Origin of the sequence: Flavobacterium sp. GSP6, from assembly GCF_003984855.1 — a bacterium.
Taxonomy (GTDB): Bacteria; Bacteroidota; Bacteroidia; order Flavobacteriales; family Flavobacteriaceae; genus Flavobacterium.
Genome location: NZ_RYDO01000019.1, coordinates 1 through 23562 on the forward strand (window position 1 = coordinate 1; position 23562 = coordinate 23562).

The 23562-nt window shown below is 35.2% G+C and carries 19 protein-coding genes; 9 read left to right on the forward strand and 10 right to left on the reverse strand.

Annotated features, from left to right (window positions below):
- The first annotated feature begins 199 nt into the window (after positions 1 to 199).
- Positions 200 to 349, forward strand: a complete 150-nt coding sequence (locus tag EKM03_RS15025; protein WP_158615230.1) for a hypothetical protein — start codon at positions 200 to 202, stop codon at positions 347 to 349.
- A gap of 244 nt (positions 350 to 593) precedes the next feature.
- Here EKM03_RS15025 and EKM03_RS13875 read toward each other — a convergent pair whose 3' ends face one another.
- Positions 594 to 1655, reverse strand: a complete 1062-nt coding sequence (locus EKM03_RS13875; protein ID WP_126463442.1) for an alkaline phosphatase D family protein — start codon at positions 1653 to 1655, stop codon at positions 594 to 596.
- A gap of 344 nt (positions 1656 to 1999) precedes the next feature.
- Here EKM03_RS13875 and EKM03_RS13880 point away from each other — a divergent pair, with 344 nt between their 5' ends.
- Positions 2000 to 4468 (forward strand): zinc-dependent metalloprotease, encoded by a 2469-nt coding sequence (locus EKM03_RS13880; RefSeq protein WP_126740621.1) that lies wholly within the window; start codon positions 2000 to 2002, stop codon positions 4466 to 4468.
- Between the two features lie 90 nt (positions 4469 to 4558).
- On the opposite strand, the gene EKM03_RS13885 is transcribed toward EKM03_RS13880, so the two are convergent.
- On the reverse strand, positions 4559 to 5977 hold the full coding sequence (locus EKM03_RS13885) for an adenosine deaminase (protein WP_126740640.1): 1419 nt from the start codon (positions 5975 to 5977) through the stop codon (positions 4559 to 4561).
- A gap of 374 nt (positions 5978 to 6351) precedes the next feature.
- On the opposite strand from EKM03_RS13885, the gene EKM03_RS13890 reads away from it, so the two are divergent.
- Complete coding sequence (locus tag EKM03_RS13890) at positions 6352 to 7884, forward strand: SulP family inorganic anion transporter (RefSeq protein WP_126555426.1); 1533 nt, start codon at positions 6352 to 6354, stop codon at positions 7882 to 7884.
- A 526-nt stretch (positions 7885 to 8410) separates the two neighbouring features.
- On the opposite strand, the gene EKM03_RS13895 is transcribed toward EKM03_RS13890, so the two are convergent.
- Complete coding sequence (locus EKM03_RS13895) at positions 8411 to 8938, reverse strand: GNAT family N-acetyltransferase (protein WP_126564430.1); 528 nt, start codon at positions 8936 to 8938, stop codon at positions 8411 to 8413.
- 170 nt (positions 8939 to 9108) lie between these two features.
- Between EKM03_RS13895 and yaaA the strand changes: the two genes are divergently transcribed.
- Positions 9109 to 9867, forward strand: coding sequence for a peroxide stress protein YaaA (gene yaaA, locus EKM03_RS13900; protein WP_126564431.1), 759 nt, complete (start codon positions 9109 to 9111; stop codon positions 9865 to 9867).
- A 23-nt stretch (positions 9868 to 9890) separates the two neighbouring features.
- Here yaaA and EKM03_RS13905 read toward each other — a convergent pair whose 3' ends face one another.
- From EKM03_RS13905 to EKM03_RS13920, 4 genes are all read right to left on the reverse strand, one after another.
- Complete coding sequence (locus tag EKM03_RS13905; RefSeq protein WP_126555429.1) at positions 9891 to 11474, reverse strand: MDR family MFS transporter; 1584 nt, start codon at positions 11472 to 11474, stop codon at positions 9891 to 9893.
- Positions 11475 to 11540: 66 nt separating this feature from the next.
- Positions 11541 to 12620: an HlyD family secretion protein gene (locus EKM03_RS13910; RefSeq protein WP_126463428.1), complete on the reverse strand. Its 1080-nt coding sequence runs from the start codon at positions 12618 to 12620 to the stop codon at positions 11541 to 11543.
- Between the two features lie 10 nt (positions 12621 to 12630).
- Complete coding sequence (locus tag EKM03_RS13915; protein WP_126740622.1) at positions 12631 to 13962, reverse strand: TolC family protein; 1332 nt, start codon at positions 13960 to 13962, stop codon at positions 12631 to 12633.
- Positions 13963 to 14014: 52 nt separating this feature from the next.
- The gene (locus tag EKM03_RS13920) at positions 14015 to 14668 is read right to left on the reverse strand and encodes a TetR/AcrR family transcriptional regulator (RefSeq protein WP_126463424.1); all 654 of its coding nucleotides are present in this window, start codon (positions 14666 to 14668) and stop codon (positions 14015 to 14017) included.
- 243 nt (positions 14669 to 14911) lie between these two features.
- Here EKM03_RS13920 and EKM03_RS13925 point away from each other — a divergent pair, with 243 nt between their 5' ends.
- Positions 14912 to 15469 (forward strand): DUF4494 domain-containing protein, encoded by a 558-nt coding sequence (locus EKM03_RS13925; RefSeq protein ID WP_126455916.1) that lies wholly within the window; start codon positions 14912 to 14914, stop codon positions 15467 to 15469.
- A gap of 108 nt (positions 15470 to 15577) precedes the next feature.
- On the opposite strand, the gene EKM03_RS13930 is transcribed toward EKM03_RS13925, so the two are convergent.
- Positions 15578 to 16108, reverse strand: a complete 531-nt coding sequence (locus EKM03_RS13930) for a GNAT family N-acetyltransferase (RefSeq protein ID WP_126555440.1) — start codon at positions 16106 to 16108, stop codon at positions 15578 to 15580.
- A gap of 419 nt (positions 16109 to 16527) precedes the next feature.
- On the opposite strand from EKM03_RS13930, the gene EKM03_RS13935 reads away from it, so the two are divergent.
- Positions 16528 to 17064 carry a lipocalin family protein gene (locus EKM03_RS13935; protein ID WP_126740623.1) on the forward strand — a complete coding sequence of 179 codons (537 nt, stop codon included), beginning with the start codon at positions 16528 to 16530 and terminating at the stop codon, positions 17062 to 17064.
- 143 nt (positions 17065 to 17207) lie between these two features.
- A complete protein-coding gene (locus EKM03_RS13940) occupies positions 17208 to 18386 on the forward strand; it encodes an MFS transporter (protein WP_126740624.1) in 1179 nt (392 codons plus the stop codon).
- 87 nt (positions 18387 to 18473) lie between these two features.
- Here the strand turns inward: EKM03_RS13940 and EKM03_RS13945 are convergent, their stop codons facing one another.
- Positions 18474 to 20993 (reverse strand): M14 family metallopeptidase, encoded by a 2520-nt coding sequence (locus tag EKM03_RS13945; protein ID WP_126740625.1) that lies wholly within the window; start codon positions 20991 to 20993, stop codon positions 18474 to 18476.
- Between the two features lie 224 nt (positions 20994 to 21217).
- Here EKM03_RS13945 and EKM03_RS13950 point away from each other — a divergent pair, with 224 nt between their 5' ends.
- Positions 21218 to 22150: a peptidylprolyl isomerase gene (locus tag EKM03_RS13950; RefSeq protein ID WP_126455419.1), complete on the forward strand. Its 933-nt coding sequence runs from the start codon at positions 21218 to 21220 to the stop codon at positions 22148 to 22150.
- A 110-nt stretch (positions 22151 to 22260) separates the two neighbouring features.
- Here the strand turns inward: EKM03_RS13950 and EKM03_RS13955 are convergent, their stop codons facing one another.
- Positions 22261 to 23145: a transporter gene (locus EKM03_RS13955; protein ID WP_197037254.1), complete on the reverse strand. Its 885-nt coding sequence runs from the start codon at positions 23143 to 23145 to the stop codon at positions 22261 to 22263.
- Between the two features lie 123 nt (positions 23146 to 23268).
- On the opposite strand from EKM03_RS13955, the gene EKM03_RS13960 reads away from it, so the two are divergent.
- The gene (locus EKM03_RS13960) at positions 23269 to 23553 is read left to right on the forward strand and encodes a DUF4834 family protein (protein WP_126455421.1); all 285 of its coding nucleotides are present in this window, start codon (positions 23269 to 23271) and stop codon (positions 23551 to 23553) included.
- Positions 23554 to 23562 lie beyond the last annotated feature (9 nt).

Here is a 23562-nt window from a genome sequence, read left to right on the forward strand (position 1 = left end):
ATAGATACCACGTGTTCGCCATGCGGGCTCGGTTCGTAGCCTTTCTTTGAAAACCCCTATTCCGATAGGAATAGGGGTTTTTTGTTTTAAAAAATTATGTTTTTTTTTGTTTTGTTTCATTGTTGTCCGATAAAAAAGAAGTCAAATTAATGGCTTCTTAAAAATCATCGTAATTTTGAGTTGCATAAATCAAATAACGATGGGTAAAAATAAGTATTTTTCGACTAAATCTGTTTTCGGACAGTTGATTTCTTTAATAGATGATTCAATGATTCAGAAAGCTGGTGTCCGAGCGGAAATAATCCCAACGGCTAGCGCGATGCCTCTGGCTCGTGCCCAATGTCATTAAGTTAAGGATTTTCATATTGTATCTTTATGATTTTTAAGTACTACAGTTCTACCTAAGTCTTAGTTATGTTTGCAACCGAGTGAATGAGATTGCTAAAAAAATAAGAATAGTCACTGAATTCATTCTTTATCCAGACTTATTTTCAATATAAAAATATCTTGAGCTTGTTTTTATGGTTTAGGAAGCGAACTTTTGATTTTTAAGAAAATTATAGGCTAGCATAAAAAATCATTCTTAAAATCTGCTATTTTCTAAAACTAATTTCATCCAACCCAATTGTGTATTCTGCACGTTGATTATTATTGACATCCCAAATTTCCATTTTTATTTGAGGAATTTCCCCCCCCCAATTAATTGTTAATAAGCCAAAATGGTTATCCATAATAGGGCCTTCAATTCTATTTTTGTTGGGTGTCGCAAAGTGCCAGGTGGAGGAAAGTCCGCTGGAGGTAAAGTCGTAAATAGGATATAATCCGGGTTCTGTAAGTTTAGAAATTTCACCATAATGAACGTCTCCGGTCAAAAACAAAATACCGTTTGCTTTGGTTTTCTTGATTAGATCTAAAAATCTTTGTTGCTCCAGCGGAAAATTAGCCCAGCCTTCATACCCGTTGTACTCAATCCCAAACTGGGATCCTGAACCAATTAGGCGAAGATCAGCTGGTTTTTGTAGTTCTGTTTCTAACCATTTCCACTGTTCGGCTCCTAAGTATGTGGAATCCGGGTTTTGTACTGGTGCATAGTCCAAGGAGTAAAAATAACGTTTGTCATCCTCAAGTTCGTTATTATATAGCTTGTAATCATCCCGGAAAGTACGGTTGTCTAACAGGATAATCTGTACTTTTTTGCCTTTAGTTTCATACAAATAAGAGGTATATATTCCCTCGTGTTTTCGTCTTTCGGAAGCTATAGGTTCCCCAAAAAAATTAAGAAAAAGTTCTTTTGATTCTTTCTTTTTGGGATAATGCCTTCCTGCATCATTTTGGCCGTAATCGTGATCATCCCAAGTAGCTATGATAGGCATATTTTTTTTTAAATTTTGAAAAGTAGGTTTAGCTGCCAATCGCTCGTATTTGGCTTGCAGTGTGTGCATATTTTCAGTGTCACCGTAAATATTATCTCCCAGAAATATAAATAAATCTGGTTGGTGTTTTACCACGACATCAAAAATAGACAGGGAATTACTTTGGTTTGAACACGATCCAAAAGCAATTTTTGAAAGGTTTTTTTGCGAGTAACCATTGCAGGAAAGCAATGTTAAAGCTGCTAAAAACAAGGGTATTTTAAAGAGATTATTTTGAATCATTTTTTATTGTTTTGTTTATAATCGTATTTAAAAGGAGATTGGTTGTCCAAAAAAATTAATGCTTCTCTACAAATCACATGGTGACTTTTAGAAAGTATTTTTAAACGGTGACAATTAAAAATATAGGTTTGAGTAATAATTTTGAACTTAATTATAAAAAAAAATCTTCCCAAATGTAATAAAAAAAGGGATCTAACTAAAATCACATTAGAAACGTATTGCTACTATATTACCTTAAAATAGATTGGTTTGCTGTTAATTAAAAGTTAAACCAATAGATTATATGTAATTTACAGGTGCTAAAATTTATTTTTGATATTGATTAACCAATAAAAAACCTATTAATGAAGAAATTTTTCATTTTAACTGCAATCGCAGCATTAATGCTTGTGCCTACAACCCAATTTGCACAATCGAAAAGAAAAAAAGATAAAAACACCACTGTAGCCCCTCCATCAGAAAAGAAACCAGAAGCTACCATCAAGGAATACAGCAAGGTGATTACCAAAGACGCCGTTTCTGACGAAGGTTTGTTTATGGTACACAAAGTGGACAAAAAATATTTTTTCGAAATCCCGAATAAATACTTGGATAAAGACATGCTTTTGGTAAGTAGGTTGGCTAAATTACCGACTAATTTAGGAGGCGGATATGTAAATGCGGGTTCCGAAACCAATGAACAATTAATTATCTGGCATCGTTTTCAGGACAAAATTCTGATCAAATTAAAATCATTTAGTGCCGTTGCCAATGACAGTTTACCCATTAGTATTTCAGTAAAATCAAATAATTATGAACCTACTTTATTTGCTTTTGATATTGTAGCATTTAGTAAAGATTCTTTAAATACCGTTATTGATGTGACTAAATTTTATAGCACTGATGTCAAATCAATCAGCGGTTTATCTAGTGAAATGAGAGAAACCTATAAAGTAAAAGGCCTCGATGAATCCCGCAGTTTTATCAATACGATGAAAAGTTATCCTATGAATATTGAAGTGGTTCAGGATTTCACTTACAATGCATCTAAACCGCCTGTTCAGGAAGATGCAGAAACAATTAGCATCCAAATGAATCAATCGATGATTTTGTTGCCAGAAAAACTGATGCAACCCAGATTAGCAGATCCGCGAGTGGGTTGGTTTACCATGAGCCAGATTGACTATGGAAGTAATGAATTGAAATCCGACAGTAAAACCTATATCCGCCGTTGGAAATTGGAGCCTAAAGATCCTGTCGCTTACGCAAAAGGTGAACTGGTAGAACCCATCAAACCTATTGTGTACTATTTAGATCCTGCCACGCCTGAAAAACTACGCAAATACATTAAACAAGGAATTGAAGATTGGCAAAAGCCTTTTGAAACTGCTGGTTTTAAAAATGCAATTATTGCCAAAGATGCGCCTACTAAAGACGAGGATCCTGATTTTAGCCCGGAAGACATTCGGTATTCTGTGATTCGTTATGTAGCGAGTACGACGCGTAATGCGGTTGGACCAAGTGTTTCTGATCCCAGAACAGGAGAAATTATAGAGAGTGATGTTATTTGGTACCACAATCATTTGCGTTCCTATAGAAACCGTTATTTGTTAGAAACCGGAGCAGCAAATCCTTCAGCAAGAACCTTGAATACCAGCGACGAAGAGATGGGTGAAATGATGCGCATGGTTATTGCACATGAAGTAGGGCATGCGCTTGGTTTTCCTCATAATATGGGCGCGAGTTGTGCGTATGATACTGAAAATTACAGAGACGGTGCCTTTACTCAAAAAAATGGAATTTCAGCGAGTTTGATGGATTATGCCCGTTTTAATTATATCGCTCAACCTGGAGATAAAGACATTCGTTTCATACGCCAGATGGGGCCTTACGATCATTATGCTACCAATTGGGGATACAGAGTCATTCCTAATGCCTCTTCTCCGGAAGTAGAAGTGCCTATTTTAGACCAATGGATTATGGAAAAAGCAGGAAATCTTGTTTATAAATATGGGAAACAAAGCAGTAGTTTTGATCCAACTTCACAAACGGAAGATATCGGAAATAATTCCATGAAAGCAAGTTCATACGGACTTAAAAACTTGCAATATGTAGCTTCTCATTTATCAGAATGGACGAGTGATGTGACTAATAACTATGAGGATTTAGACGAATTATACAAAGAAATGCTGGATGTCTGGAGTAGATATGTGGGACATGTGGTAACGAATGTGGGCGGTGTTTATGAAACAACCAAAAAGCCAAACCAAACCGGAAATATTTATGAAATTGTACCAAAAGCAAAACAACAAGAAGCCATGCAATGGTTACAAGCCAATGCTTTTACTTCTCCAACGTGGTTGGTGAATGTAAGTACATTAAAAAATATTGATTACTCCGGTTACACAGAACGTTTTCGAAATTTACAAGCCAGACATTTGAATGCTATGTTGAGTTTTGAACGAATTGGTCGATTGATGGATGCGGAAATCATGGGAACTACTAATTATAAAGCATTGGATTTATTGAGTGATATGCGTAAAGGAATTTGGAAAGAAGCCAATTTAGCTTCGAATGTGACTATTTACAGAAGAAATTTGCAACGCGCATACATTGAAAGAATGAGTTATCTGATGAAAGAAGAAATTAAACCCGGACGTTCTTCTGACTATTATAATGTGGCTCAGTCCGATGTGAGAGGATTGGTGAGAGGCGAGTTGAATGCATTAAAAACCACCTTAGCAGTTGCTAAAACCAGAGTTGTAAATGCAGAAACAAGATACCATTATGAAGACGCGATTAAAAGAATTGAATTGATTTTAAATCCAAAATAATCAAAACTTAGATTCTGTTTTACAAAAAAAATCCGCTTTCGAGCGGATTTTTTGGTGTTATAAAAAAAGATTTTATACTATGAAAATGATTTACTTCAAAGGAAATGTAGCTTCGAAAGCCTTAAATCTGGACTCTAAATCATTTAGCAATTGTTTTTTTACAGAAACATCTTTGATGAAACTGTACTGAATGCTGTTGTACACATATTGCTTTATATCTTTATAGGAAACGTCTTTGTATCTTTTGGTTAACAAGACATATTGTTCGGTCATATTCGTGCGTAAAATCCCTGCATCATCCGTACTAATTACGATTGGCACGCCAAATTCTTTATATAAAGTCAATGGATGACGGCTTTCTTTTACCTTCAAAATAAACTCATTGCTTACTAAATTGATTTCGATAGGAATGGTTTTCTTTGCCATATAACGGAGCAAATTATACGAATCTTTCTCGTAGGCCATATCTACTCCGTGCCCAATACGGTTGGCTCCTGCAGTATAAACGGCGGATCCAATATGCCACGTTAACTCTTCTGGTTGTACCAAACCAAGCGTCAACTCGCCGGCGTGCATTGTATATTTTACATTTGGATAACGGGAATGACAGTATTTAAACATTAGCATGTGTAACCAATAATCCTTCATCGAGGTTTCGCCATCTTCCGGAGAAACAATGTTAACTCCCGCCATCAGTGAACTTTCATCTGCAGATATGAATGCGATTACCAGATTTTTGAATAAATCTACGGGTTCCATAAAGCGCAATACAAAATTTTGATACCGCATTGTAAATTGCTTGTCATCGATTTTAAGGTCTTTGTGCAGCTTAGTAACAAAATTGGTATTGAAGGCTTTAGCATAGGATTCGGCATCTTTTTTTAGTAGTGAATTGTACACCGAATCCAATGATTTTAAAACTGCTTTTTCATCTTTTGCTAAAGCTGATTTTCGCAATCTGGAATTGAATTTTGTTAAATCATCGGTATTCATATCTGTTGGGATTGTAGACAATTGGGTTTCAATATAACTGACATTTTCTGAAATAGCTCTGTTTTTAAGTTCCAATAATCCTTGTCCAAAATTCCCTTTGATGGCCGGTTCGAACTTCATAAATGATTCGAAAAACAACTTGTCGGATGGATAATCTACATCATTATAGTCTTTTATAGACCACTTTTGCATGATTTTTTGCTTATATGCTTCTAATGTTCCGTTATTTTTCAATGTCGAAAATAGTAGCCAGTTTCCCGTTGCTGGTTTTTCTTTTAACACATCCATCGTCTCAATATTGAGATAAAAATCGTCTGCAATAGCGCGTTGCAATATGGATTCAGCGTAAATGGAACCTGAGAAATGATGATGCAAATCACCGCCTTTTGGCATTTGCGAAAAGAAAGCAGTTAGTTCCGCTTCATTGTTTCTGATCTTTTCAAAATAGTCATTCGTGGATTGTGAGTAACTATTATTTAAAAAAAGTGCGAAGAATAAAGTATAGAGTAATTTCATGATTTTGTAATTGTATTGATAGTATTTTACTGGTTCTTTTTTCAAAACGGTTTTTTTGCTTTTAAGCTTTTAATGCAAAGGATATTTTTTTATGCTTGAATCTATTGATGTGGCATTTAAACCCTTGTTTTTGAAAAAAAGATATACCTTTTGCCAAATTTAAGCAATTTCACTTTCTGTTTGGTGAAACAATTAAAAAGTTTTATTTTTGCAACTCTTATGAAAAACGGTACCATTCTAATCTCTCAAGGTACTCCGCCTTGATTTATAGTTTTTAAATCAAAAGAGTTTTTTAAAAACATTTTATCACATTTTTTGTCGACACAACTTCTTTATATGAAATTGTACCCAAATATTCTTATTATAATTATCACATGAAAAAAGTATTTAACTTATTTGATTTTTCACGGCAAGTCAATTACAAAACTGAAATTTTAGCAGGATTAACCGTGGCTATGACTATGATTCCGGAATCATTATCTTTTGCAATAGTAGCAGGTTTTCCGCCATTGATGGGTTTATATGCGTCTTTTATTGCGGGATTGATTACGGCTGTCTTTGGTGGTAGACCGGGAATGATTTCTGGAGGAGCAGGAGCAACGGTAATTGTTTTAATTGCTTTAATGAATTCAAATGGATTAGAATATGTTCTTGCAGCAGTTGCTTTGGCAGGAGTTTTACAAATTTTAGTAGGGCTTTTTAAACTTGGAAAATTTATCCGACTGGTACCACAGCCCGTTATGTTTGGTTTTGTAAATGGATTAGCCGTAATTATTTTCATGTCGCAATTGGATCAATTCAAAACCTTTGTTAATGGTAAAAGCGAATGGCTTTCTGGAACTTCTTTCTTTATTATGGTAGGATTGGTTGCATTGACAATAGCAATTGTGGTGTTGCTACCCAAAATAACAAAAGCAGTTCCATCTTCATTAGTGGCAATTATTGTGGTATTTGGACTGGTTTTTTTCTTTGGAATTGAGACTAAAACGGTGCGGGATATCGCTTCCGTAAGTGGCGGTTTTCCACCTTTTCATATTCCTAATATTCCTCTTAACCTGCAAACGTTACAAATAATATTTCCTTACGCATTAATCATGGCTTCTGTGGGATTGACAGAAGGGTTATTGACCTTGAACTTAGTCGATGAAATAACTGAAACAAAAGGCAAAGGAAATAAAGAGTGTATCGCCCAAGGAAGTGCTAATATTTTGAATGGTTTTTTCTTTGGGATGGGAGGTTGTCCTATGATTGCACAAACATTAGTTAATCTTTCGGCGGGTTCCAGAGCGCGATTATCAGGAATCATTGCTGCACTAACCATACTTGTAATTATTTTGTTTGGTGCTCCAATAATTGAACAGTTGCCTATGGCGGCTCTGGTTGGTGTCATGATTATGGTAGCAATTGGAACATTTGAATGGGCGAGTTTCAGAATCATCAATAAAATGCCAAAACACGATATTTTTGTTGGGATTTTAGTGGCACTAATTACTATAGTATTACACAATTTGGCTTTAGCCGTCTTAGTTGGAGTCATCATTTCTGCATTAGTTTTCTCTTGGGAAAGCGCCAAAAGAATTAGGGCTAAAAAATATCTAGATGATAAAGGAGTGAAGCATTACGAAATTTATGGGCCTTTATTTTTTGCTTCAACAACCGCTTTTTTGGAAAAATTTGATATTTTGAATGATCCAAACGAAGTCATTATTGATTTTAAAGAAAGTAAAATTACCGATATGAGTGCTATTGATGCCGTAAATAAAATTACAGAGCGGTATGCAAAAGTCGATAAAACGGTTCATTTGCGACATTTAAGCGAAGATTGCAGAGTGTTACTAAAAAACGCGGATAGCGTAATTGACGTAAATATTTTAGAAGATCCTACTTATAAAGTTGTTGTTGATTAGCATTACAACTTGAAGCTATTCAAAAAAGAATAGCCACAGATTCACTGATTTTATTTTTTATTCGAATTAAAATCATTAAAAATGTGGCGATAATCTTATTTATTATTTTTATAATAAGCTATACTTTCATCGCCTCTGCTGCTAATCATCCTGTTTTGAGAGCGGCATTGATAGAACTATTCAGTAAGTTGTCGCCACAAATGAACAGCGTATCTGATATTTTTATTTCCGAAACAGCAATCGTATTTCGCACACTTGCCTGATTAGGCAAAGCATAGTCAATGTAATACGCCTTTAGAATTTTCCACGAACTTATTTTTGAACCAAGGGTATTTATTTTATCTTTTAAATTCCCAACGGGAGCAAAAAGAGTGGCAAGTGCGGCCGATGGTATTCAGAATGGATCTGCCAGTCTAGCTCCCACAATAATTACATCCTGTTTCATAGCTTTTTGATAAATTTTCGTATAAAAACAGACCAAATAGAGTTTTATAGTCACTTAAATAAACGACAATTTAAATTTTGATTATTGTTGCTGTATTTGAAATTGCATCATTAAGTCAATTTGTTCGTCATTTCCTAAGGTAAAAATGTGTTTGTCAAATACTACAAATCCATTTTTAGTATAAAATCGAATGGCTCGGTGATTTTCTTCCCAGACACCAAGCCAAATATAATCAACGCCAGTACGTTGTGCAATCTTTTTTACTTCGTTCAGCAACAGTTGCCCAATGTTTTTACCATGAAAAGTTTGTAAAACATAAATCCGATGTATTTCTAAAGCATTTTTGTTTATGTTTTCCGTTTGAGCATCACCTATGTTTATTTTTAAATATCCAACGATTTCTGATTTTGAAATGGCTATATAAAAAAAGGAATTTGGATTGTTCAATTCAGTTGTTAATTGTACTGCATTGAAGTTTTTTTCGATGTAATTAGTGATGTTTTCAGGGGTGTTTACAGCGGCATAAGTTGCTGTAAATGTTTGGATACTTATCTTTTGCAGTTCTTTAAGATCAGCGATTGTAGCTTTTCTAATTTCAATTAGATTCATGTTGACCTACTCTTTGTGTTATTTTTAAACTCAAAAATACCAAAAAAAAGGTTGCTAAACTAAATCCTCTAGTACACTATTAAACAAATTAGTTTAAAGGCTCTTGATTTCTTGATTTCAATTAGTACTTTTGGGAGAATTAATAAAAAGCGCTCGAAAGAGTAATGTGTATGAAAATTGTAATATCGCCAGCCAAGTCGTTAAATTTAGAGAAACAGCTACCTACGGAGTTGCACACCCAACCTTTGTTTTTAAAAGAATCGCGAGAAGTCCACAAAGTTTTAAAAGAGATGAAGCCTGCTGATTTATCAATTTTGATGAGTATTTCAGATAAGTTAGCAGATTTGAACTGGAAACGAAATCAAGATTGGAAAACACCTTTTACCACTTCAAATGCACGTCCGGCTGTGTTTACTTTTGATGGTGATGTGTACATTGGATTAGATGCCTATTCGATTCCAGGAAAAAAAACAGAAGCTTTACAAGATCGTTTAAGAATCCTATCCGGTTTGTATGGCTTGCTGAAACCATTGGATTTAATTCAGGCGTACAGATTGGAAATGGGCACCAAATTACCCATTGGCGAAAGCAAAAATCTGTATGAATTTTGGAAACCAATCGTTACAAAAGCTTTAAATAAAGAGCTCAAAGAAGACGAATTGTTTGTCAATCTTGCAAGTAAGGAATACTTTTTGGCAATTGATGTCAAGGCGTTGAAAGTTCCTGTGATCACTCCGGAATTTAAAGAGTACAAAAACGGAAAATTAAAGATCATCAGCTTTTTTGCCAAAAAAGCAAGGGGAATGATGGTGCGTTATATTATTGATACGGATGCTCAAACGATTGAAGATTTGAAAGGGTTCAATTATGATAGCTATCAATTTGATGCAAATTTATCGGAGGGCAATCATTTGGTTTTTACCCGTTAGAGACGCTATTAATCGGCTCTTTATTAATGCATGGCATCAGCAGGATTGATTTTGTTTTTCCCTTTTTTGATAAAAAAGATGATTGGAATACAACACAGAAACATAATTCCCAGATACAGAAAAATATCCATATACGATAAAACGGTACTTTGTTTCATCACTGAATAATCAATAACCTGATAGGCTTTTTTCAGCGATTCATTAGCACTAAATCCTTTTGACATAAACCCTTTTTGCAACATTATAACGCGTTGTTGGACTTCGAACTTGCTGGCATCTAAATTTGAAATCAAATTTACTCTGTGTTCCTGACCAAATCTCGTGATAAAGGTGGTGATAATTGCTATTCCAAATGAACCTCCCAATTGGCGCATCATTCCTGTAAAGGCTGCCCCTTCGCCAATATCCTTTCCTTTTAAGGTGGAGAGTGACAGTGTGGTTATGGGTACAAACAGCAGTCCCAATCCTATTCCTCTTAAAATTAATCCCCAATACAAATGCTCAACACCCGTATTAGGAGTCAAGCTGTTGTGCATCATTAGGGTAAAGAAAAAGAAAATCAAAAAACCAAGACCCACCATATAACTTTGCGGAACACCTCTTTGAATTAGTTTACCAATAATGGGCATCATAATAGCAGTGGTGATTGAACCCGGAATAAGCAATAATCCTGCATCTGTAGCGGTCCAGCCTAGAATGGTTTGGGTGTAAATTGGAATTATTAATGTGGAACCATAAAGACCAAAGCCTAATATGAAACACATTATGACACCAATTCTTAGATTTCCATCTTTTAAAACCTGCAAATTGACAATAGGATGTTTGTAGGTCATTTCTCTCCAAATGAATAATACCAGGCCAAAAATGGATACCGTACTCAAGAATATAATTATTTTATTGTTGAACCAGTCATCTTGTTGTCCGTGTTCTAGAACATATTGCAAAGAACCAATAAACACAGTCAACAGAAAAATCCCCAACCAATCGACCTGATTGGCTTTTAGTTTTTCGCCATATTTAGGACTTTTAACAAAAGTTAAAGCTAGAATAGTAGCTATGATACCAATGGGAATATTGATATAAAAAATATAAGGCCAAGAGAAATTGTCAACAATATAACCCCCTAATGGCGGACCCAAAGTAGGTCCCACGATAACTCCCATTCCATAAATAGCCTGTGCCATACCTCGTTTTGCAATGGGATAACTCTCTGTTATAATGGTTTGTGCGGTCACTAATAAAGCACCACCGCCCAAACCCTGAATAAATCTAAACGTAATAAGTTCCCATATATTATTGGCATTGCCGCACAAAAAAGAGGCTACTGTAAAAATGATAATGGAAGTCACAAAATAATTTCGTCTTCCAAATTGTTGTGAAAGCCAGCTGGTCATAGGGATTACAATCACGTTTGCAATAGCATAAGCGGTAATGACCCAAGCAACATCATTTAATGTGGCACCCAGACTTCCTCTCATGTTTGTCAGTGCCACATTGACTATAGTGGTATCTACGATTTCAAGTAAAGCACAAAGTACTGCTGTGATCGTAATAAGAACTCGTCTGTAGCCATATTCTACTAAATCGTCTTCTCCTGCTTGTGCCATTTATACTAAAGTGTAAACTATCATTTTATTAAAAGAGGTGCCGTTTTTAATTCAAAAAAAACAGCTTTAATCTAAATGTACATCAACATCTACATTCATTCCCGGGCGCAGTAATTTTATTTTTTCAGGGTCATTTGTTGGAATCAAACTTATTTTAACAGGTAATCTTTGAATGGTTTTCACAAAATTTCCTGTGGCATTATCTGGCGGTAATAAGGAGAAACGGGATCCTGTTGCTGGGGAAAAGGAAGTAATGGTTCCCTTGAAATCATATTCGGGATACGCATCTACTTTTACGATTACTTTTTGACCAATAACCATTTTGTTGAGTTGCGTTTCTTTGAAATTAGCAACTACCCATGCTTCATTGTTGTTGATAATATAAAATAGGGATTGCCCTGGTTGCACTAGTTGTCCCGGCTGAATATCAATTTTTGATACCTGACCATCAATAGCAGCAGTGATAGCAGTGTAGGTTAAATTTAATTTTGCGGCATCAAGCATTGCTTTTGCTCTTTGTATATTGGCTGCAGCCACTTCTGTCTGTTTACCTGAAACTTTAGATTTAGCTATAATAACTGATTTTTGAAAGGCAGTGGCTCTTTCCTGTTGTTGTAACACGCGTACTTGACTTTCAGCTTCCAGTTTGGCGGCTAAAGCCTGTTCGTATTGTTGTTTTGTGATCGAATGGCTTTTGTATAAATTATCATATCGATTGTAATCACTGGTTATGCGTCCCAATCTTATTTTTGCGGATTCGATATTACCACTTGCAGATCGTACATTGGCATCCGAAACAGAAATACTGGCTAAAGCACTGCCTATATCAGCTTTAGTAACTTCAAAATTACCTTCAGCGCCAATCATTGCAGCATGTGCTTCTTCAATTTTTAACTGGTAATCCCTTTTGTCAATGGTAAAAAGCGTATCGCCTTTCTTTACAAAATCATTGTCCTTGATGTACACTTTATCCACATATCCTGAAACTCTTGGGATAATTGGGTTCATGTTTTTTTCAATTTGGGCATCATCAGTTTCTTCGTGAGATTGTGAATGCAGGTATTTAAAAGTTCCGTACGTCCCACCTAAAACTACCAATGCCACTAGGATAATGATAAATTTTGTATTTGTTTTTTTGTTTTCCATGGTAGGTATATTATAATTTTGAAATAGTGAAGGTTTGAGATAATTGGCCGGTTACCGAGAGTAACTCATAATATTTTTGAATGGTATTGGCTTTGGCCAAAGTCTTATTGATTTTAGAACTCAATTGCTCTACATCAGCCTCCAGTAAATCATTGGTGTCCGAAAGACCATTATCATATTTATCTTTGATGATTCTGTAATTTTCAGAAGATTGTTCCAGCGCTTGTCCATATACAACATCTTGTTTTAAAGCTAAATCATAATCTTCAATCGCTTTTTGAACTTGGATTTTAATATAATCCGTTAGTATGGCTTCAGAGTTTTGGACTTCTAAAAATTTATTTTCGGCCAGCCGCACTAAAGTTCCGTTTTTTAGAATGGCACTCAAATCATACGAAAGCCCGATGCCTATATTCATCGCGTTTTGCACCGTAATCACATTGCTCAGGTCTAATGCCGTATACCCGCCAACTAACGCAATGGCCGGATAGTACGACCCTTTAGCTATTTTTATATTGGCTTCACTGGCTTTTCCCTGAAACCGAAGGGCTTCTAAATCCTTCCGATTTTCTAGTGCCGGTAATTCATTTTCAGGGATATTAGTCATTTGGAAATCGGCAAAATCACGCTCTCGAATCTCTAATTTTGTGTCCGGATTTAGTTTTAAAAGCGTAACCAGATAAAAGTTGATGATTTTTAAATTATTATTTGTTTCGTCTAATGACAATTGGATTTTCGAAGCCTGTAATTGGGATTTTAACAAATCATTTCTGGGGATAATTCCGTTTTTTTCAAGGGCTATAAAATCGTTTACCCGCTGTTGCGCACTTTTTTGATTTTCTTTTAGTAGTTCAATTGTTTTCTGGGCTTTGTATAAACTGGCATAATAATCAATCACCCGCAACGCAATTTCCTCCTTTGTTTGCAATGCCGTAGCCATTTCTGCCTGATACAAATTTTCATAAACGGTGATGCTATTTTGAATTTTAAAACCTGAGAAAACCGGAACACTAGCATTCAACTGTCCAATCATCAATTGATTGACAATTGGGAGTGCTTCCTGAGTTTCTGTATTATTTTGATTGAGTTTGAAATTAACGGAAGCATTTGCTAATCTTTGGTATTGCCCTGAAAGTTTCAAATCAGGATATTGATTGTTTTTGGTAGATTGCAGTTCGTACTTTTTAGTTTTTACTTTTGTATTGGCCAGTGTAACTTCATTACTTTTGGCCCAAGCCAAATTGATGGCTTCGTTCAATGTTAAACTTGTTTTTTCTTGCGCTGCTGCAGATGAAATTCCAATGAAGAAAATCACAATGAGCATGAATGGACTAACTTTCATACGTAGATAATTTTTGTTTTTTGTAGGAATATGGAATTCGCATAGGTCTTTATTATTGTTTGCATAGCATTTCTGGTGTGCCCATTTCATAGATCAGAAGTGCCTTTACAGTTTGTTGAATGTGCGTTGTCAAATTGGTTTTGATGTAATTATTGTATAAATCTTCAGTTTTCAAGTTTAATAAATTTTCGAAGAAAGGTTTGTTCATGTGAAAATGAAAAAAAGTACCCAGAATTGTGGGTGTGATAAGCGGAATAATAATATCTTTTCTGAAAATGCCTTTATTCTGGCCTTCTTTAATTATAATTTCAAGGGATTTTAGATTTCCCTTTTTTAATTCTGAAAAAACTGAAAGATTTTGTTTGCTTTTTTTGGAGGGGAATTCAAAGTGTAATATTCTATAAATCCCTCGATTACTATTGATTCTGTTGATGTACAGTTCAATCAGCTTATTGATTTTGTCAAGGGGTTCCAGATCTTCCAGCAATAAATGTTCTAATTGATTTTTAAGATCTGAAGTTCTGTACACTATAAGCGATTCCAGTAGTCGCTCTTTGGACCCAAAATAATACGAAACCATAGCAATATTGATTTTTGCTATTTTTGCTATGTTCCTAATCGAAGTACCGTCAAATCCCTTTTCTGCAAAAAGAGTTTCTGCAACTTCCAGGATTTGAATTTGTTTGTCGTTAAAATTACGTTTCAAGAGAATTTAATTTTTTCAAAAACAAAACTAAACAAGCGTTTAAATTAAACAACCGTTTGGTTTTTATTTAACATTGTTTTAACATTTCAAATAAAGCCGAACGGTTTTTTTTATTTTTGATAGTCTCAAAAAGGAAGGTTTCGGGAACGGTGACTTCTATCTAAAATTGTGAATATCTATTTTAGGAATAGTAAATTTAGTTTCCTTTAAAATCTATCTTTGACATCCTAAAAATAAAATAAAATGAGCACAACTTGGTACGAATGCAAAGTGAAATATAGAAAAACAGATGAAACTGGCGGGCAAAAAATTACGACCGAACCCTACTTGGTAGATGCGTTATCTTACACAGAAGCCGAAAGCCGAATTAATGAAGAAATGTCAGCGTATATCAGTGAAGAATTCAAAATCACGAATATAAAAGTGGCTAATTATGCTGAGATTCATCCTTTTGAAAATGCAGATCGCTGGTTTAGATCTAAAGTTTCATTACTCGCCTATGACGAAGAAAGTGGAAAAGAACGCAAGACCAATATGTATTTATTAGTGCAAGCCAATGAGGTAAAAGAGGCTTATGATAATACTATCAGTGTGATGAAAGGCACGATGGGAGATTATACGATTCCTGCTATTTCAGAATCTCCTATTATGGATGTTTTTCCGTATTTCAGTGGAGAAGAAGGAGAATTGGAACAATTAGAAAGGTTCAATGCAATCAAAGCTTCTAAACCGGAAGCAACTGTCGAGATAGAAGATCACATGGAATTTGAAACCGCACTTGAAGAAGAAGTTGCAGTTTAAGACAAATTGTATTAAATAAAACTCACCGCAAATTCGCAAATTATAGAAACCGTTGCTAACTGTTTTTATCTGCGAATTTGCGGTTTTTAAATTTTAATACTAAGTTTTTTATAATTCCAATTGGTTCTGTCTAGCCAAGACTTTCTCGTATGCTTTTCGTGGGCTTCCTCTAAAATAAACTTCACCACAATAGGTATAACCTGAACTTTCAAAAATTTTTATCATGGCAATGTTGTCAAAATTGGTGTCTGCTTTTATGCTGTAAATGAGGTTGCTTACCGCAAAATCCTCAATGTGTCTGAGAATCATTTTAGCCAAGCCTTTGCCTAAATACTTTTCAGCAATAGCTACGCGGTGCAGTACAACAAAATCATCATTGGTTAACCAGTTTCCTTCAATTTTCTCATAAGCAGGCTCGTCATTGATTAATACCGCACTATAGCCAATGATGGTTTCTCCTTCAACCAAAACAAATCCTTCCCCTTTTTCTATATCTTTTTGTACAACCTCTGGATTTGGGTAACCGTCTTGCCATTGATTGCTGCCGTCTTTTTTTCTTCGAATGATAGCTTGTTGTAATATCTCCCATATTGGAGATATCTCAGAGGATTCTGCTTTTCTAAAGTGATACTTGATCATCGTAATTTAAGTTTTTTAGGGTATTCGCTAAAGTATTTCTGCCGCTTACAAAGGGTACTAAATTAGGTTTTATTTTTCGTTTTTTTTTAGCTTTGGTCTATAAAAGAGTGTTTTTTTATACTCAAAAGAAGCTGTAGAGTACAAATGAATCAACTTCTGGAACGTTTATGGAATGACAGAACAGAACTGTTGAATAAAAAAAAGACTACAGCAATTCCTGAAATTAAACTAGAGTCAAATTTAACAATGATAGCGGTGGTGGGCATCTAACACTATTTGTCAATAGATAAAATACGTTTTTTATGTTTCATAAGTGTGTAAATTATTCGAGCGCAATACCCAAAACAAATCCTAAAGTATTCTAAATTGTATTGATTTACAGTTTTTTATTTCTGAATTTTGATATCTAAAGATAGATCATGAAAAAGAAAATTCTGGCCTTAGGAAGTCTAACATTGCTCTCAGTAACTTTATTCGTAATGAATCTGTGCCACTCTACACCTAAAAAGGTAAAGGCAATACAAAATTTTGATAAAGACAAATTTCTAGGCAACTGGTACGAAATTGCACGGCTGGATTTTGTTTTTGAAAAAAATTTAAACAATACCACAGCTAAATATTCACTCAATAAGGATGGAAGTCTTAAAGTGATAAATCGGGGTTTTAATTTTATAAAGAACAAATACGTTGCAGCTACAGGCAAGGTTAAGTTTGCGGGCGATTCAAACACCGGAAAATTAAAAGTTTCTTTTTTTGGTCCATTTTATTCAGGGTACACCATTATAGCACTTGATTCGGATTATAAATATGCTTTGATGGCTGGGAGAAGTCTTAAGAATTTATGGTTTCTTTCACGAGATAAAACAATGCCTCAAAATATAAAACAGGCGTATCTAAAAACAGCACAAGACCTTGGCTACAATACTTCCCAGCTCATTTGGGTCCAACATAATTAATTGATACAATTGAAAACGTACTTGCTTATTTTCAATAATTGGTACTTAGTACGTTCCAATTGAAGCCGTAAATTGTGCAGGAATGTATGAAAAAAAATATTTATTAATTTTTTCAGGAAAAATTAGAATAGTATTTTTGTCACATGAATTTATCCAAATCAAGTGTTTTGTTTATGGCAGCCTGCACTGGACTTATTGTTGCCAACCTCTATTATTGCCAACCCTTAATTATTTTAATAGCATCCGAATTTAAAATCCCCGTAACGGATTCCGGTACAATAACCTACCTGACGCAAGCAGGTTATGCTATTGGACTTTTTTTTATGGTTCCGCTTGGCGATAAGATTGAACGTAAAAAACAGATTTTAATCACCACTTTTGCCTCAGTAATAGCCTTGATTATTGCGGCTACTGCCCAAAGTTTTGTGGTGCTAGAAATTGCTTCATTACTTATAGGTATTACTTCTATAGTGCCACAATTGATTTTACCTTTGGCTGCCTCTTTGAGTAAGCCGGAAGAACGGGGTAAAGTGGTAGGGACCATTATGAGTGGTTTGCTTGTGGGGATATTATTGTCTAGAACCCTTAGCGGCTTTATTGGAGATATTTGGGGCTGGCGAGCCATGTTTTGGATAGCCGCCGGAATATGTCTTTTTATTTTTTTTGTAATCTACAAGCAATTTCCATTCAATCAACCAGTATTCGGGGGAACTTATGCGCAATTAATCCAATCGCTTTTTTCTTTGATAAAAACCCAACCGTTATTGCGAGAAGCAACCGTGATGAATGTATTTTGTTTTGCTCAATTTGGAGCGTTTTGGACCACAATGGTGTTATTGCTTTCTGATGATCCTTTTCATTTTAATAGCGCAACAATAGGTCTTTTTGGCGTGGTGGGCGCTTCCGGAGCATTAGCGGCACCTTTGGTAGGTAAAATCGGAGACAAAGGCAGTTCTAGAGTTGTTGTGGGATATGGCAGTTTATTGATGTTAGTCAGTTTTGTTATTTTTTATTTTTCAGCACAAAGTATTATCGGAATAATTATAGGGATTGTCTGTATTGATATTGGTTTACAAAGTGTTCATATTTCAAATCAAACCCGTGTATATTCAATACTTCCAGAGGCACGAAACCGTATGAACACCGTGTATATGTCGTTTAGTTTTTTAGGAACCGCGGCAGGTTCAGCTTATGGTTTGATGTTATGGAAATATGGAAGCTGGCAGGCCGTTACTTTGGGTTGTATTATTTTGTCCTTATTAGCATTAACTGTGTATGCAGTTACTTATAAACGCAAAGACAAAGTGCAAAAAGTACAATGAATTGAGTGTATAAAAAAAGCGCAAAGTATTTTGACTTTGCGCTTTTTTTATAATACTCTGAAATACTTTAAAAAAAAATATAGTTTTTTACATGAGTTTGCCAAAGAAAACAGCATTCCAAAATAATTTTTCTGTTCCCAGCCAGAAGGCTCGGAAATTAGTATTGTCTGTGAAAATTAAAATAGCTCCATCTCCTTTTCGAATGGCTTGAAACGGTACGGTTTCTTTTAACAACTCCAGTTTTGGTTTCGAAATGTAACCGCTCAACAATGGATTTTTAGTATATTGGATTGGATTACCAAAACTGTTTTTATTGGGTTCAATAAAAATAGAGGAGTTTCTGAAAATAGGCATCGTATTTCGTGGCATTCCATAATTAATAGGATGTGATAAATCTAATCTGGTTTCAAATATTGCCCCGCCAATCTCTTGTGCTCCCGTGAAATCACTAGTTTGTTCAAATGAAATTGCTTTAGCTTCATTTTTAGTAGTTTTCAAAGTTAATTCAATTAATTTACTATCATTCAGCCATTTAATAGCATCCTGATACGCAATTAAAGTTCCTCCACTTTGAGTCCATTGCTCTATTTTAGCTGCTGTAGCTGGTGAAAGTCCACCATAATTTCCATTGACCATGATCAAAGTCGTATAACCACTTAGAGTCACTCTTTGTAGTTGTTCCATATCTATTTTAGTCAATGGAATTTGTGCTTTTTGATCAAATAAATGCCATAATTCTCCCGCATCTGATGGATCAACACCACGTCCCACGACCATAGCTACTTTAGGCATGGTAAGATTGACTAGATTGGGATTTCCTAAATTGGCACCATCAGTAAACCCGGTTTCTACGGCGGTAATAGCAATAGCGTATTCCGGGATAATTTGGTTCAGGTACACATACATTTCATCTGAACTCATTGTCTGATTCTGAACAGGTACTAACAAACTCCCATAGGAAAAAGTTTTTCCGTTGTGGACAAATGGTTTCTTAGTGGTTTTTATACGCAGTCCTTTGGCCTGTAATTGGTATAAAAGTTTAGGAGAATTGTAGTCTGTCCATTCGATTAGGTATCCTACATCACTTTTTTGATTGACCGTTCCGGGTTTCAATACATTTTCGTAACGTGCCCCGGCTTGTGAAAGGGAATTCAGTTCCTCAAAATTTAAATTGAAAGCCAGATCAAAATTCCATGCTGAAATGTCATAAAAGATACTGTCTTTGAACTTGGTTTGTCTATCAAAAATAGCGTGTATGAGCTTTGAGTTTTTTTGTTCCATGGGAATAATAATACTCAAATCTTTACTGAATTTCTTTTTGTTGATGGTGATGTCTTCTTTCAATTGCAGCATTTCAATTTTATGCTGGCTTAGTATTTTGGCGAGTTCTTGAACTTTAGTAGCATCTTTTTCGTCTCCAAATACATAGCCTTTTGTTTTGTTTCTTTTACTTTCGGCACTGGAATTAGTAAAAAAATCGCGTTGGTATTCTAGCAACTCTTTTCGCATTTCATACGCAGCCTGTACTGATGACAAGCTGGTTGTAAATTGATTTTTGATGGTAAATGGAAAAGTGATTATTCCGTTTACGCTTTGTTGGGCATGTCCTCTTGAACTCGCTTGTTCAAATAAAATACCGATACCTCCATTGATGTCAGGATAGGTAGATCCTTTGCCGTAATAAAAGTCATCAAAACCATCTTCGACATAATAAAAACTTCCAATTTTATCCAATGCTTTGGCATGGTAGCCTGCAATTTTTTTGGTTAGTTTTTGGTTTAATTCAGGAGTGAGTGGGTTGGTGCGACTTTGAACTCCCGGCTGAAAAAAGTAAGTCGAATTAGTTCCCATTTCGTGAAAATCACACAATACATTTGGCATCCATTTCCTGAAAGTCCTAATGCGCGCCTGACTTTCTGGAAGTTGAACGGGAAGCCAGTCTCTGTTCATGTCAAACCAGTAGTGATTAAATCTTCCGCCTGGCCATGCTTCATTAAATTCTCGGTCATTAGGATCTGTTACTAAGTTTTTACTTTTATGGCTGTTCACCCAAGTTGAAAAACGATGCAAACCATCTGGATTTAAACTTGGATCTAATAGAATAATCGTATTATCCAGCATTTTTTTTAGTTCAGGACTTTCTGAGGCTGTAAGATAATAGGCCAGAGCAATTGCGGCACCGGTTCCGCTGGATTCATTTCCATGGATTGAATAGCCTAAATAGAGTACGATAGGCAAATTAGATACATCCGAAGCATTAGTATCTGAATCCGATAAAGCGAGGTGTTTTCTATGAATTTCATCAATTTTTGCTAAATTTTCAGGACTTGAAATGGTAAGTAATTGTAGTGGACGGTTTTCATAAGTGTAACCGGTTGTTTCTATTTGCACTCTGTCAGAAGCTTTTGCAATAGCTTCCATAAAGCGAACTACTTGATTGTGATCAGTATGCATTTCTCCTAATTCAAAATTAAAAACACTTTTAGGTGTCGGAATTTTGTCATTGTACGTTTCGTTTTGCGGCAAAAAATACGCTAGCGGTACTGGTCTTTCTTGCGCATTGCAAATGAAACTAAAAAAGAATAAAAGGTAATAAATAGATTTCATAGATAAATAGGTTTTTAGTGGTGACGGTATAAAAAGAATCATTTGAATACAGGTTGTGTTAGAATTACATCAAAGATTAAATTTCAAGTGGCTTTAAATAGGATCCTTTTTAAGACAGAAAATTGGAAGAAATTTCAAGATGATTTATCAAATGTAACGTTTTAGTGAATAGGTTCAAATAAATTAATTTTGTAAATTTGCATTTCAATAAAAATTAAAAAGCAATGGAAAACGGAATATATGCTAAGTTCAACACCACAAAAGGGGCTGTTTTAGTAAAACTAACACACGATTTGACTCCTGGTACAGTTGGGAACTTTGTAGGATTAGCAGAAGGTAACTTAGAAAATAAAGTTAAACCACAAGGAGTTAAGTTTTATAATGGATTAAAATTTCACAGAGTAATTCCTGATTTTATGGTACAAGGCGGTTGTCCACAAGGAACAGGAACTGGAGATCCAGGGTACAAATTTGATGATGAGTTTCATCCAAGTCTAAAACATGATCGTCCGGGTGTTTTGGCGATGGCGAATTCAGGACCAGGAACGAATGGTTCTCAATTTTACATTACACACATTCCTACGGAATGGCTGGATAATAAGCATACTGTTTTTGGTCATGTAGTTGAAGGTCAGGATGTCGTTGATGCTATCGCTCAAGGCGATGTTTTAGAGACTTTAGAGATCGTTAGAGTAGGAGACGAAGCTAAAAATTGGAATGCAATTGAAGCTTTTATTAGCTTTAAGGGATCACGGAACAAACGTGATGCCACTTTGAAAGCCGATGCTGAAGCTGCGATGGAAAAATTAGCTGCGGGTTTTGAAAAAACAGAAAGTGGACTGCGTTACCAATTCATCCAAAGAGGAGAAGGTAAAAAAGCAGAAAGCGGAAAAACCGTTGCTGTTCACTATGAAGGTTCATTAGAGAATGGAAAAGTGTTTGATTCCTCTTATCCAAGAAAAAAACCAATCGAATTTAGATTGGGGCAAGGTCAGGTTATTGAGGGTTGGGATGAAGGAATTGCCTTGTTGCGTGTAGGTGACAAAGCACGTTTTGTGATTCCATCTCATTTAGGGTATGGATCTCGTGGTGCCGGAGGAGCAATTCCGCCAAATGCTACTTTGATTTTTGATGTAGAATTGATGGAAGTAAAATAGTTTTCAGTACTCTTTTCAGCGACTAGAAAAGACAAATACAAAGAATCCCAAAACGAAAGTTTTGGGATTCTTTTATACCGCTTATTTTTAAGGCTTTTTTATCGGAATACTTAATTGTCAATATTTATTCTTACTTCTTGGTAATTGGCATCATAGCGCCAGGAAAAACCAATACCTCCATACAGTGCAGATGGAGTATCTTTAAGACTTGTACTTATTGAGGCATCAATTTGCATGTCTTTATTTAACAAATAAGCAGCGCCACCACGAACAATTGCATCGCTGTAAAAATCACTTTTGAACCCCTGATTTTCTACAAATCCGGACCATTTGTCATTAAACCCTCTAGTCAAAGTTACCACGTAGCCATAACTCGGGAAATCAGTTGTAATATAGTCAGCAATGATATTCGTTACAAAAACCCACCTGCCATCACCTAAATGATTTTGGGTAATCAACATAATTTTTGGAGATATACCGGATTCAGTGGAAAAAGAATACGGATTGTCTGCCATTGTAAAATTAGCTCCTGCAAACACAGATACAGCAGGTATTAGTTGGTGCCAGTCAAAACTGCGATTGGCTTTCCAGCTGTAGAGGTTTGTTTTTTTTTCATAATTCCGGAAAGGATCATACACTAAATATTTAGCTCCCAGAACCGTTTGCTTAAAGTCTGCACGATTGCTTTTGTTGAATAAAGAAGTGTACAGTTCGTTTTGGTATTGTATATCGGCTATCAATTCCAGCTTTTCCATGAATAATCCCCATCGCAATGTGGCATCAATCCCAAAACCGTTTGCATCATAGTTCAATAAACGATGGTTTTGTTTGATCCCGTAAACACCAGTTTCTATTTGGATAACAGACTTTCCAACAGCAAAAGCCGACATGGTTTCACCCGGTCTGTTCGAATTGATTTGATCCGTATGTTGCCCATAATGAATACTTGGAATCATTGAGAGAGCTACAATTAGTAAGATTTTGATTTTGGACATCTTATTTTTTTTAGTTAAAAAGTAAAAACGCTTTTCAAATGTACTATATTTTATTATTTATTTAAGAGAGATAGTTTAATTTTGAACAGTTGATTTATTAATTTTGGAAAAAATTACACTTATATGCAAACAGCTTCATTTACGGGTTTTATAAAAGCACTTTTTTATATGATTGCTTTCTATTATATTTTTAGATTTTTGGCTAAATTATTTCTGCCATTATTAGTAAAAAAAGTAGTGCAGAAAGCAGGCGAAAACATGCAGAAGCAACAGCAGTATGCACAAGAGAATACGTGGCAAAAAACGCAATCTAAGGAGGAAGAAGTTCTTTACACAACAGCAAATACTAAAAACCCACGCGAAACCAAAAAAGTGGGCGATTATGTAGATTACGAAGAAATAGATTAAATTTGTCAT

Excerpts from the sequence above, each read along its gene's own strand:
- EKM03_RS13955 (WP_197037254.1), bottom strand. The coding sequence starts at position 23,145 with ATGTCCAAAATCAAAATCTTACTAATTGTAGCTCTCTCAATGATTCCA.
- EKM03_RS13880 (WP_126740621.1), top strand. The coding sequence starts at position 2,000 with ATGAAGAAATTTTTCATTTTAACTGCAATCGCAGCATTAATGCTTGTG.
- EKM03_RS13925 (WP_126455916.1), top strand. The coding sequence starts at position 14,912 with ATGAGCACAACTTGGTACGAATGCAAAGTGAAATATAGAAAAACAGAT.
- EKM03_RS13935 (WP_126740623.1), top strand. The coding sequence starts at position 16,528 with ATGAAAAAGAAAATTCTGGCCTTAGGAAGTCTAACATTGCTCTCAGTA.
- EKM03_RS13885 (WP_126740640.1), bottom strand. The coding sequence starts at position 5,977 with ATGAAATTACTCTATACTTTATTCTTCGCACTTTTTTTAAATAATAGT.
- EKM03_RS13890 (WP_126555426.1), top strand. The coding sequence starts at position 6,352 with ATGAAAAAAGTATTTAACTTATTTGATTTTTCACGGCAAGTCAATTAC.
- EKM03_RS13905 (WP_126555429.1), bottom strand. The coding sequence starts at position 11,474 with ATGGCACAAGCAGGAGAAGACGATTTAGTAGAATATGGCTACAGACGA.
- EKM03_RS13940 (WP_126740624.1), top strand. The coding sequence starts at position 17,208 with ATGAATTTATCCAAATCAAGTGTTTTGTTTATGGCAGCCTGCACTGGA.
- EKM03_RS13875 (WP_126463442.1), bottom strand. The coding sequence starts at position 1,655 with ATGATTCAAAATAATCTCTTTAAAATACCCTTGTTTTTAGCAGCTTTA.
- EKM03_RS13930 (WP_126555440.1), bottom strand. The coding sequence starts at position 16,108 with ATGATCAAGTATCACTTTAGAAAAGCAGAATCCTCTGAGATATCTCCA.
- EKM03_RS13915 (WP_126740622.1), bottom strand. The coding sequence starts at position 13,962 with ATGAAAGTTAGTCCATTCATGCTCATTGTGATTTTCTTCATTGGAATT.
- EKM03_RS13945 (WP_126740625.1), bottom strand. The coding sequence starts at position 20,993 with ATGAAATCTATTTATTACCTTTTATTCTTTTTTAGTTTCATTTGCAAT.
- yaaA (WP_126564431.1), top strand. The coding sequence starts at position 9,109 with ATGAAAATTGTAATATCGCCAGCCAAGTCGTTAAATTTAGAGAAACAG.
- EKM03_RS13895 (WP_126564430.1), bottom strand. The coding sequence starts at position 8,938 with ATGAATCTAATTGAAATTAGAAAAGCTACAATCGCTGATCTTAAAGAA.
- EKM03_RS13950 (WP_126455419.1), top strand. The coding sequence starts at position 21,218 with ATGGAAAACGGAATATATGCTAAGTTCAACACCACAAAAGGGGCTGTT.
- EKM03_RS15025 (WP_158615230.1), top strand. The coding sequence starts at position 200 with ATGGGTAAAAATAAGTATTTTTCGACTAAATCTGTTTTCGGACAGTTG.
- EKM03_RS13910 (WP_126463428.1), bottom strand. The coding sequence starts at position 12,620 with ATGGAAAACAAAAAAACAAATACAAAATTTATCATTATCCTAGTGGCA.
- EKM03_RS13960 (WP_126455421.1), top strand. The coding sequence starts at position 23,269 with ATGCAAACAGCTTCATTTACGGGTTTTATAAAAGCACTTTTTTATATG.